This window comes from Aquabacterium sp. (assembly GCF_036279675.1).
In the GTDB taxonomy this organism is placed as follows: Bacteria; Pseudomonadota; Gammaproteobacteria; order Burkholderiales; family Burkholderiaceae_C; genus Aquabacterium.
Map to the genome: position 1 here is coordinate 1 of NZ_DASUIS010000052.1, position 11,444 is coordinate 11,444.

Genomic DNA, 11,444 nt, shown 5'->3' on the forward strand with positions numbered 1-11,444 from the left:
CTGGTGGACCTGGCCGGCCTGCGTGATGCGATTGCCAAGGAAGGCGGCGACCCCGCCAAGGTGAACCCCGTGGTGCCCGTGCAGCTGATCGTGGACCACTCGCTGGCCGTGGAGTGCGGCGGCTTTGACCCCGATGCGTTCCAGAAGAACCGCGACATCGAAGAGCGCCGCAACGAAGACCGCTTCCACTTCATCGAGTGGACCAAGAATGCGTTTGCCAATGTGGACGTGATCCCTGCGGGCAACGGCATCATGCACCAGATCAATCTGGAGAAGATGTCCCCCGTGATCCACGCCGACAAGGGCGTGGCCTACCCCGACACCTGCGTGGGCACCGACTCGCACACGCCTCACGTCGACGCGCTGGGCGTGATCGCCATCGGCGTGGGCGGCCTGGAGGCCGAGAACGTGATGCTGGGCCGCGCCTCGTGGATGCGTCTGCCTGAAATCGTCGGCGTGAAGCTGACGGGCGAGCGTCAACCCGGCATCACCGCCACCGACGTGGTGCTGGCGCTGACCGAGTTCCTGCGCAAGTCCAAGGTCGTGGGTGCCTACCTGGAGTTCTACGGCGAAGGCGCTGCCAAGCTGACGATCGGCGACCGCGCCACCATCTCGAACATGGCCCCCGAATACGGCGCCACCGCCGCCATGTTCAGCATCGACCAGCAAACGCTGGACTACCTGACACTGACGGGCCGCGAAGCTGAACAAGTCAAGCTGGTCGAGACCTATGCCAAGGTGGCTGGCTTGTGGTCTGACAGCCTGGCCAAGGCCGTGTACGAACGCGACCTGACGTTCGACCTGTCCACCGTTGTGCGCAACATGGCCGGCCCCTCGAACCCGCACGCCCGCGTGGCCACGTCCGACCTGGCCGCCAAGGGCATCGCCGGCAAGTGGGCCATGCCTGCTGCCAATGAAGGCACCATGCCTGATGGCGCCGTGATCATCGCCGCCATCACCTCCTGCACCAACACCTCCAACCCGCGCAACGTGATCGCGGCCGCCCTGCTGGCCCGCAACGCCAACAAGCTGGGCCTGACACGCAAGCCCTGGGTGAAGTCCTCGCTGGCTCCTGGCTCGAAGGCTGTGGAGCTGTACCTGAAGGAAGCTGGCCTGCTGGGTGATCTGGAGAAGCTGGGCTTCGGCATCGTGGCTTTTGCCTGCACCACCTGCAACGGCATGTCTGGCGCGCTGGACCCCAAGATCCAGCAAGAGATCATCGACCGCGATCTGTACGCCACGGCCGTGCTCTCGGGCAACCGCAACTTCGACGGCCGCATCCACCCCTACGCCAAGCAGGCCTTCCTGGCTTCGCCCCCGCTGGTGGTGGCCTACGCCATTGCCGGCACCGTGCGCTTCGACATCGAAAACGATGTGCTGACGGTGGTCGACGGCAAGGAAATCCGCCTGAAGGACATCTGGCCTTCGGACGAAGAGATCGATGCCATCGTCAAGGCAGCGGTCAAGCCCGAGATGTTCCGCGCCGTGTATGAACCCATGTTTGCCATCCAGGCCGACAAGGGCGTGAAGGTGAGCCCGCAGTACGACTGGCGCCCGCAATCCACCTACATCCGCCGCCCCCCTTACTGGGACACGGAAGGTGTGGGCGCGCTGGCCGCCAACCCGCGCACGCTCAAGGGCATGCGCCCTCTGGCCATCCTGCCGGACAACATCACCACCGATCACCTGTCGCCTTCCAACGCGATCTTGATGAACTCGGCCGCCGGTGAGTACCTGCACAAGATGGGCCTGCCCGAGGAGGACTTCAACTCCTACGCCACCCACCGCGGTGACCACCTGACGGCCATGCGCGCCACCTTCGCGAACCCCACACTGAAGAACGAGATGGTGCGTGATGCCGACGGCAAGGTGAAGGCCGGCTCGCTGGCCCGCATCGAGCCCGAAGGCAAGGTGGTGCGCATGTGGGAAGCCATGGAGACCTACTACGAGCGCAAGCAGCCGCTGATCATCGTGGCCGGCGCCGACTACGGCCAGGGCTCTTCGCGTGACTGGGCCGCCAAGGGCGTGCGTCTGGCTGGCGTGGAGGCCATTGCGGCCGAAGGCTTCGAACGCATCCACCGCACCAACCTGATCGGCATGGGCGTGATGCCCCTGGAGTTCAAGCCGGGCACCAACCGCCTGACGCTGAACCTGGACGGCACCGAGACCTACGACGTGGAAGGCGACCTGAAGCCCCGCGCTGACCTGAACCTGGTCATCACCCGCCAGAACGGGGAAGTCGTGAGGGTGCCGATGACCTGCCGACTGGACACGGCCGAAGAGGTGTCGGTGTACCAGGCTGGTGGCGTGTTGCAACGTTTCGCCCAGGACTTTTTGGCAGCTAACAAGGCAGCTTGATCATGGCCTTCGCACCGCAAATCAAGATCCCCGCCACCTACATCCGTGGCGGCACCAGCAAGGGCGTGTTCTTCCGCCTGGCTGACCTGCCGGCCTCGTGCCAGGTGCCAGGCGAAGCGCGCGACAAGCTGTTCATGCGCGTGATCGGCAGCCCTGACCCTTATGCCGCCCACATCGACGGCATGGGCGGGGCCACCTCGTCCACTTCCAAGTGCGTGATCCTGTCCAAGTCCAGCGTGCCCGATCACGATGTGGACTACCTCTACGGCCAGGTCTCGATCGACAAGCCTTTTGTGGACTGGTCGGGCAACTGCGGCAACCTGTCCACGGCAGCCGGCGCCTTCGCCATTCACGCAGGCCTGGTTGACCCCGCGCGCATTCCTGAGAACGGTGTGGCGGTGGTGCGCATCTGGCAAGCCAACATCAAGAAGACCATCATCGCCCACGTGCCCGTGACCAACGGCCAGGTACAGGAGACCGGCGACTTCGAACTCGATGGCGTGACCTTCCCCGCCGCCGAGATCGTGCTGGAGTTCATGGACCCGTCTGACGATGGCGATGAAGGCGGCTCGATGTTCCCCACCGGCAACCTGGTGGACGACCTGGAAGTCCCGGGCATCGGCACCTTCAAGGCCACGATGATCACGGCCGGCATCCCCACCGTGTTCGTCAACGCCCAGGACATCGGCTACACCGGCACCGAGTTGCGCGAGCAGATCAACACGGATCCGGAGGCACTCAAGCGCTTCGAGGCCATCCGCGTGGCCGGTGCCCTGCGCATGGGCCTGATCAAGACGCCTGAAGAAGCCGCCACCCGCCAGCACACGCCCAAGATCGCCTTCGTGGCGCCGCCCACGGCTTACAAGGCCTCCAGCGGCAAGACCATCGAAACCGGTGAGGTGGACCTGCTGGTGCGCGCCCTGTCCATGGGCAAGCTGCACCACGCCATGATGGGCACCTGCGCGGTGGCCATCGGCACGGCGGCCGCCATCCCTGGCACCCTGGTCAACCAGGCTGCAGGCGGCGGCGAGCGTGAAGCCGTGCGCTTTGGCCACCCCTCCGGTACCCTGCGTGTCGGCGCCCAGGCCAAGCTGGTGAACGGCCAGTGGACGGTCACCAAGGCCATCATGAGCCGCAGCGCCCGCATCCTGATGGAAGGCTGGGTTCGCGTCCCGGGCGACACGTTCTGATCACATTTTCGGACGCACGACGACGTCCGAATTCACGATTACCCGGCCAAGTGGGGGCACTTCCCCGCTTGCCGGGCGCCGAATTGATGGCAAGATCCGCCCACCGGATGGCAGCGAACTGTCGTCCCCTGTTCCCGGCAAGTGATTGATCAAGGCCCAGTCATGATGAAGACCTCCTCCAGCAAGCTCCAGCGCTACCAACGCATCCGCACCCTGGCCATGTCGGCCGGCATGGTGCTGGGCATGGCCGCCGCCACCTTTGGCCCCCAACTGGCGCACGCCGCCACCAAGGCCGGCGCCAAGAAGACCATCGCTGAAAAATTCGCCGCCCTGCCGGAAGCCACGGCCGAACAGCTGCAGGCCGCAGAGCGCGTGTTGATCGGCCGCTACGAATGCGAATTCGGCAAGCGCGTGTCGGTGGACCGCAATGACAAGAACAAGGGCTACTTCAACCTGAAGCTGGGCAGCCAGTCCTGGGTGATGAAGCCCGTGTTGTCGAGCACGGGCGCCATCCGCCTGGAAGACATCAAGGGCGCCGCCCTGCTGATCCAGATCCTGACCAAGTCCATGCTGATGGACGTCAAGGCAGGTCGTCGCGTGGTGGACGGCTGCGTGCATGAAGTCCAGCGTGCGGCAGAGGTCGAACTGTCCAAGCAACCGGCGCGTCCGGCCTTGTTCGAGCCACCCGCTGGCGCGCAGCAGTAAACACCCCATCCCGCCCACAAACAGCCCGGCACTGCCCGGGCTGTTTGCTTTTTTGCCCCGAAGCAGGGCATCGGCAGCACCTGATTTGAGTGAAATTCATTGAAATCCGCACTCAGAGGTGACTTTGCCCCCCGTACTAGGCGAAAATAGCAGGCTGCACGGAAATTGCATTTCCTTGTGACCGAAACGCGTTTTTGCCCAATCCACACCAGGTGAACACCATGTTGCAAGCCTATCGCCAACACGTTGCCGAGCGCGCCGCGCTGGGTATCCCCCCTCTGGCCCTGTCTGCCGGCCAAGTTGCTGATCTGATCGAACTGATCAAGAACCCGCCCGCTGGCGAAGACGCCTTCCTGCTGGATCTGCTGACGCACCGCGTTCCTCCCGGCGTGGACGACGCCGCCAAGGTCAAGGCCTCCTTCCTGGCCGCAGTCGCGCACGGCGACGTCAAGGTCGCCCTGATCTCCAAGGCCAAGGCCACCGAGCTGCTGGGCACCATGGTGGGCGGCTACAACGTCAAGCCCCTGGTCGACCTGCTGTCCGACGCCGAAGTCGGTGGCGTGGCCGCGGAAGCCCTGAAGAAGACCCTGCTGATGTTCGACGCCTTCCATGACGTCGCCGAACTGGTCAAGGCTGGCAATGCCAACGCCAAGGCCGTGATGCAATCCTGGGCTGATGCCGAGTGGTTCACCAGCCGCCCTGAAGTCGCCAAGAAGATCACCGTGACCGTGTTCAAGGTGCCTGGCGAAACCAACACCGACGACCTGTCGCCCGCTCCCGATGCCTGGAGCCGTCCTGACATCCCGATGCACTATCTGGCGATGCTCAAGAACACCCGTCCTGACGCGGCCTTCAAGCCCGAAGAAGACGGCAAGCGCGGCCCGATGCAGTTCATCGACGACCTGAAGAAGAAGGGCAACCTGGTTGCCTACGTTGGCGACGTGGTCGGCACCGGTTCTTCGCGCAAGTCGGCCACCAACAGCGTGATCTGGGCTACCGGCGAAGACATCCCCTTCGTGCCCAACAAGCGCTTCGGCGGCGTGACCCTGGGCGGCAAGATCGCCCCCATCTTCTTCAACACGCAGGAAGACTCCGGCTCGCTGCCTATCGAAGTGGACGTGTCCAACTTCGAAATGGGCGATGTCATCGACATCTACCCCTATGACGGCAAGATCGAGAAGAACGGCGCTGAAGCTGCGAAGTTCGAACTGAAGTCGCAAGTGCTGCTGGACGAAGTCCGCGCTGGTGGCCGTATCAACCTGATCATCGGTCGCTCGCTGACCGGCAAGGCCCGTGAGTTCCTGGGTCTGCCCGCCTCCACGCTGTTCCGTCTGCCCCAGGCACCGAAGGACACCGGCAAGGGCTTCACCCTGGCGCAGAAGATGGTCGGCCGTGCATGCGGTCTGCCCGAAGGCCAAGGCGTGCGCCCTGGCACCTACTGCGAACCCAAGATGACCACCGTTGGTTCGCAAGACACCACCGGCCCGATGACCCGCGACGAGCTGAAGGACCTGGCTTGCCTGGGCTTCTCCGCTGACCTGGTCATGCAATCGTTCTGCCACACGGCTGCCTATCCGAAGCCCGTGGACGTGAAGATGCACCGCGAGCTGCCCGCCTTCATCAGCAACCGCGGCGGCGTGGCCCTGCGTCCTGGCGACGGCGTGATCCACTCGTGGCTGAACCGCCTGCTGTTGCCTGACACCGTCGGCACCGGTGGCGACTCGCACACCCGCTTCCCCATCGGCATCTCCTTCCCCGCTGGTTCGGGCCTGGTCGCCTTCGGCGCTGCCACCGGCGTGATGCCTCTGGACATGCCTGAGTCGGTGCTGGTGCGCTTCAAGGGCACGATGCAGCCTGGCATCACCCTGCGTGACCTGGTGCATGCCATCCCCCTGTACGCGATCAAGGCTGGTCTGCTGACCGTGGCCAAGGCCGGCAAGAAGAACATCTTCTCGGGCCGCGTGCTGGAAATCGAAGGCCTGCCAGACCTGAAGGTCGAGCAAGCGTTCGAACTGTCCGACGCTTCGGCTGAACGTTCCGCTGCTGGTTGCACCATCAAGCTGAACAAGGAGCCTGTGGCCGAGTACCTGAAGTCGAACATCGTTCTGATGAAGAACATGATCGCCGACGGTTACGCCGATGCCCGTACGCTGCAACGCCGTATCGAAGCCCAGGAAGCCTGGTTGGCCAACCCCACCCTGCTGGAAGCCGACAAGGACGCCGAGTACGCTGCCGTCATCGAGATCGATCTGGCCGACATCAAGGAACCCATCGTCTGCTGCCCGAACGACCCGGACGACGCCAAGTTCCTGTCCGAAGTCGCTGGCACCAAGATCGACGAAGCCTTCATCGGTTCGTGCATGACCAACATCGGTCACTTCCGCGCCGCCGGCAAGCTGCTGGAAGGCAAGAAGGACATCCCGGTGCGTCTGTGGGTGGCACCGCCCACCAAGATGGATGCGGCCGAGCTGACCAAGGAAGGCTTCTACAACACCTTCGGCACCGCTGGCGCTCGTACTGAAATGCCCGGCTGCTCGCTGTGCATGGGTAACCAGGCTCAGATCAAGGAAGGTTCGACCTGTATCTCCACGTCGACACGTAACTTCCCCAACCGTCTGGGCAAGAACACCAACGTGTTCCTGGGCTCGGCCGAGCTGACTGCCGTGGCTTCCAAGCTGGGCAAGCTGCCTACGCCTGCCGAGTACCTGGCTGAAGTCGGTGTGGTCGCCAAGGACTCCGACAAGATCTACAAGTACATGAACTTCAACCAGATTGAAGAGTACGTTGAGACCGCCAAGGGCGTGAAGGCTGCCTGAGCCTGAGCGTCCCACAGGATGAGCGGCAAGCGCTCATCCCCTGCAAAACCCGCCTGGTCAACCTGGCGGGTTTTTTCTTTTGTCTGGCGCTGTCAAGCAGCGTCGAAGCAGCTCAACAGCCCACGTCCAGCGAGTGCCCGTCCGCCGAGGTGATCTCCACCTCACCGCCCTGGAGCGCGGTATAGGGTGTCTTGTATTGAATCAGCACGATGCCATCCTTGGGAATGCGCACACAGCCGACCACGGACCCCGTTCCGCCCCCCAGATAGTCGTACCAGATCCGATAGGCATGACGACCCTCGGTCTTGTCAAAGAAGGTGGCTTCACCCCAAGGGACCGTTGCAGGGGACTGGTTGTCAAACGACACTTTGACACCGGACACGAAATACAAGAAGGTCTGATCGAGTCGATGGGATGCGGTCACGACCACACCCGTTCTGCCTTGGTATCGCTCAGGCGTTACCGGCACGTTCATGTGCCCGCAACCAGCCAGCACAAGGGAAATCGCTGCACATGCAACTCTGTTTTTCATGAAGGATTCCGGGACACATTCATTGTTGACGATGCGGATCATCATCGTAACAACAGTGTGCCCCTCGCACGAATCCAGGCTCAGGGTTTCTTGCCCACAGCAACAAGCCGCGTGTTCTCAACGCTCATGCGACGCGCACGGTCCTTGTCATTCGACTCGGCATCCTGCACCAGGGCGCGCATCTTGCCCTGTGCATCTGCCAGTTCCAGTTCGCCATGGCGCACGCGGTTGGGCAGGTCTTCCAGCAGTTCATTGGCCAGTGTCTGGCGCTTGGCCGCATCTTCCGACTTGGGCATGCTCTCCCACAATTCGAGCTGCTTGGTAAAGCGCAGGAAGTTCACCATGCGCGTCAGTTCCTTGTCTGGTGTGGCATGTTGCTGCGCCACGGCCTTGAGCATGTCCCACTCCATCTCGGATACGAAGGCGGGGCGCTCCTTGATCTCACCGGTGATGGGCTTGATCACAGGCTGTTTCTTGATTTCATTGACCGCCGCCGACTGCTGTGCGGCGGCAGCTGGCAAGTCCTTGGGCATGTTGGCAGATACCGTCTCCACTGCGGGAGCCGGCGACGGTGCGGCGGCCTTGTCCACCAGGCTGGCTGCGGTATCGCTGTTGGCGGACTCTGTACGTGTACCGCCAGCGGTCTCAGCCTGCATCTGGGTACGTGCCACCAGGGTCAACACCAGCGTCGCCACCGTGATCCCGCCACAGATCATCAGCAGCTTCCTGTTTGCATTGGGCGTGAGTTGCACTTGAGCCATTTCAAACCTCGTCATCCAAGTCTTTGTGAGCGGTACTTCAGGCGTGGCCTGCCATCGGAAACGACAGACCACGCCATGGCTTACCTCAAGTCAGATCAATAACGAACCGGGGCGGGAGGTGCCACGGTGAACGTGTAGGTCTGACCACTGCCGGACATGAAGGCCGACAGGATGCCGGAGATGATGCAGCCCTTGATCAGCGGGAAGCTGGTCGTACCGGTGAAGGTCAGGCCACCATTGCCCAGCGACGAAACAGGGCCTTCGAAGTCCAGCGGGAACTTGACGGGCGTCTGGGTCTTGCAATCGCCAAAGGGAATGCCCGACAGCGACGTGATGGTGATGTCGGCATAAGCCGTACCGTGCACCTTCAGGATGCCGTTGTTGTCCAGCGTGGCGGTACCGGTGGTGTCACCCACGGGCGTGATGCGCATGCCGACTTGAGAGCCAATGCCCAGGATCTTCAGCGATTGCTTGAAGTCAGGCACGGACAAGGAACCCTTGAGGGTCTTGGCAGTGATGTCGGTATCAGCCGTGAAGGACGAAGCTGCAGGCAGGTACACCGTCTGGGCCAGGGTCTTCAGACCGACGCTGGCGGTCAGAGGCCAGGCCTTGAGCGACACGATGAAGTTGCCGCCGCCTGGATTGGCCGTGGACACGGGATCAGGCAAGGTCGAGTTGCAGGAGCCCTTGGTGGCCGTGCCGGCAAGGCGATCGCCCAGCCAGCCCAGTGCGTATTTCGCGCCCTGGAACTGCGTGGCGATGTGTTCGCTGGGGAACAGATCGAAGGTCACGTCCGAGAACTTGGCGCAGTACTTGCGCTTGAGCAGGTAGGCCTGTTCCAGCGGGATGAACTCGTCAGCCTTGCCGTGGTACTGGTAGAACGGCACCGATACCTTGTCGCCGCCCAGGTCCTGCGCCTTCATGGCTGTCACGGTCGAAGGCACGTTCGCTTCGATCTGATGCAGGGACTGGTTGTTGAGCGTGTACTCGGCCAGGTTGTGGTTCATCAGGTCGAACAGCGCCTCGAACACGCACTCGGTCTTGCCGCGCGCGATCGTGGTCTGGCCAAGCGGATTGGTCAGGCTGTTGAGCGGAATCAGTTCGGGGTACTCCTGCGACAGGCCGATGATGCCGGCGAACAGGAAGGACGCGCCAGCGCTGCCATCCAGCACGTCGGCGGTCGTCACGAAGTCGGCAGGCACGCCACCGGCGGCCACACCCACCAGGTTCATGCTGGGTGCATAGGTGCTCTTGAGTTGAGCGGCCCACGATGCGGACTGACCACCTTGCGAGTAACCCCAGATCACGGTCTTGGCGGTGGCGGTGAGGCCAGCGTCGTTCAATTGCGTGGCGGCACGCACGATGTCCAGCACGGCATGGCCTTGCGAAGCGCCAGCCAGGTAGGTCGGGGTCGAGTTGTTGGTGTAGCCCTGGTAGTCGGACACCAGCACGGCGTAACCAGCCTTCAACGCAGCGCGGATATTGGCGGCTTCATAGTCGGTGCCCTTGGTGAGCTGGAAGGACGGCGCACAAGGTTGAGCCAGACCATGGGTGCCCACGGCGTAAGACATGATGGGGCGGGGGCCTGCGCCCGTCCAGGGATCCGTCGGCACGATGACGGTGCCAGTGACCACATTGGATGCACCCTTGGAATTGGTCGACTGGTACTTGACCGTCCAGGCCTTGGTGGTCGGTGCGCCATCGCCCAGGCTGACCGTGGTCGAGCGGTAGGCGATCAGGTCGCCGTGCGTGCCAGCGACAGGTGTCGCGTCATAGAAGCTCATGTCGTTGGGGCCAACAACAGGGGCCGCATAGGCCGAGCTAACCGCCAGGGTTATGGCCGCCAGGGGAAGCGCAAGTGCGTGCTTGCGGGTAATGGTTTTGATCATGTCTCTCGCTCCGTTAGTTCAAACATCCGCGTATCGGATGCCAACGATCGATTAATCGTTGTTATTTAGTTTGACCAACGGCGTTCGAGAGCTGCCAGGGGGTTTGGAGGCTTCCAGGCCCAAACCCATCATGAACACCTACATGCATGGGGATAAGTTCTGCCAGGTCGGCTGGGTTTGTCCCGTCACCCAATCTGGTTATCTGTTATTCAGGAAATACAGATTGTCCAAATAGAATCCAATATTCGGACGAATCAGCAGCTCGCACATACCGCGAAATAGGTACATGGCCCACCTGTAACAGCCACGTTGCCAGGCATGGCACCACTACAGCCATAATCCACGGCTCTGCCCCGGCTGTTGCGGGGCGCTGCTCCACAAGGTTTGTGCATGTCCGAGAACACCGAAGACGTTTCCTCGCCGGTCCTCACCTGGGCTGATCGCCCTCTCTGGATGAAATGTCTGTGGATACTGGCGGGCGGTGCGGCATTCGGTCTGCTCAGCCTGCTGCTGTCGATCGCCGTGCTCTACCCCCAGTTGCCCGACACCAGCGGCCTCGCGCACTACCAGCCCAAGCAGCCCTTGCGGGTCTACACGGCCGATGGCGTTGAAATCGGTGGCTTCGGCAATGAAAAACGCCAGTACCTGCCCTTCGATCAGATCCCGAAACTGATGCGCGACAGCTTGCTGGCTGTCGAAGACGCGCGCTTCTACGAACACCCGGGCATCGACATGATCGGCGTGCTGCGCGCCATCGTGGCCAACCTCACGCACCGCCGTACGCAAGGTGCCTCCACCATCACCCAGCAGGTGGCGCGCACCTTCTTCCTGACACGTGAAAAGACCATCAGCCGCAAACTGAAAGAAGCACTGCTGTCCTTGAAGATCGAACATGAATTGAGCAAGGACCAGATCCTGGCGCTCTACATGAACCAGATCTACCTGGGCGCACGCGCCTATGGTTTTGCCGAAGCGGCGCAGACCTACTTCGGCAAGCCCTTGAGCGCCCTCTCGCCTGCAGAGTGCGCCATGCTGGCCGGCCTGCCGCAGAACCCGGCCAACGCCAATCCGATACGCAGCCCCGAGCGCGCCCGCAACCGTCAGTTGGTCGTGCTGATGCGCATGCATGGCCAGGGCGTGATCGACGATGCGCAATACGAATCGGCCAAGGCCGAGAAACTGAGCGTGCGCGC

The 11,444-nt window shown here is 62.5% G+C and carries 8 protein-coding genes; 5 read left to right on the top strand and 3 right to left on the bottom strand.

Going from position 1 to position 11,444, the window contains the following annotated elements:
* The 4 genes from acnD to acnB all read left to right on the top strand — a co-directional run.
* Positions 1-2,358: Fe/S-dependent 2-methylisocitrate dehydratase AcnD (gene acnD / locus VFW93_RS05715; protein ID WP_329693027.1), on the top strand; the 2,358-nt coding region annotated here is incomplete at its 5' end.
* 2 nt (positions 2,359-2,360) lie between these two features.
* Entirely contained in the window at positions 2,361-3,548 is a 1,188-nt protein-coding gene (prpF, locus tag VFW93_RS05720; RefSeq protein WP_329693028.1) for a 2-methylaconitate cis-trans isomerase PrpF, read from the top strand.
* Positions 3,549-3,710: 162 nt separating this feature from the next.
* Positions 3,711-4,253 (top strand): hypothetical protein, encoded by a 543-nt coding sequence (locus VFW93_RS05725; protein WP_329693029.1) that lies wholly within the window; start codon positions 3,711-3,713, stop codon positions 4,251-4,253.
* Positions 4,254-4,474: 221 nt separating this feature from the next.
* On the top strand, positions 4,475-7,069 hold the full coding sequence (acnB, locus tag VFW93_RS05730) for a bifunctional aconitate hydratase 2/2-methylisocitrate dehydratase (protein ID WP_329693030.1): 2,595 nt from the start codon (positions 4,475-4,477) through the stop codon (positions 7,067-7,069).
* Positions 7,070-7,181: 112 nt separating this feature from the next.
* Here acnB and VFW93_RS05735 read toward each other — a convergent pair whose 3' ends face one another.
* The 3 genes from VFW93_RS05735 to VFW93_RS05745 form a co-directional block, all read right to left on the bottom strand.
* Positions 7,182-7,544: a hypothetical protein gene (locus VFW93_RS05735; RefSeq protein ID WP_329693031.1), complete on the bottom strand. Its 363-nt coding sequence runs from the start codon at positions 7,542-7,544 to the stop codon at positions 7,182-7,184.
* A 137-nt stretch (positions 7,545-7,681) separates the two neighbouring features.
* Positions 7,682-8,362: a hypothetical protein gene (locus VFW93_RS05740; RefSeq protein ID WP_329693032.1), complete on the bottom strand. Its 681-nt coding sequence runs from the start codon at positions 8,360-8,362 to the stop codon at positions 7,682-7,684.
* A gap of 95 nt (positions 8,363-8,457) precedes the next feature.
* Positions 8,458-10,251, bottom strand: coding sequence for a lipase family protein (locus VFW93_RS05745; protein WP_329693033.1), 1,794 nt, complete (start codon positions 10,249-10,251; stop codon positions 8,458-8,460).
* 390 nt (positions 10,252-10,641) lie between these two features.
* Here VFW93_RS05745 and VFW93_RS05750 point away from each other — a divergent pair.
* Positions 10,642-11,444, top strand: an 803-nt coding sequence (locus VFW93_RS05750; protein WP_329693034.1) for a transglycosylase domain-containing protein, incomplete at its 3' end; no start/stop codon positions are given.

Excerpts from the sequence above, each read along its gene's own strand:
- prpF (WP_329693028.1), top strand. The coding sequence starts at position 2,361 with ATGGCCTTCGCACCGCAAATCAAGATCCCCGCCACCTACATCCGTGGC.
- VFW93_RS05725 (WP_329693029.1), top strand. The coding sequence starts at position 3,711 with ATGATGAAGACCTCCTCCAGCAAGCTCCAGCGCTACCAACGCATCCGC.
- acnB (WP_329693030.1), top strand. The coding sequence starts at position 4,475 with ATGTTGCAAGCCTATCGCCAACACGTTGCCGAGCGCGCCGCGCTGGGT.
- VFW93_RS05735 (WP_329693031.1), bottom strand. The coding sequence starts at position 7,544 with ATGAACGTGCCGGTAACGCCTGAGCGATACCAAGGCAGAACGGGTGTG.
- VFW93_RS05740 (WP_329693032.1), bottom strand. The coding sequence starts at position 8,362 with ATGGCTCAAGTGCAACTCACGCCCAATGCAAACAGGAAGCTGCTGATG.
- VFW93_RS05745 (WP_329693033.1), bottom strand. The coding sequence starts at position 10,251 with ATGATCAAAACCATTACCCGCAAGCACGCACTTGCGCTTCCCCTGGCG.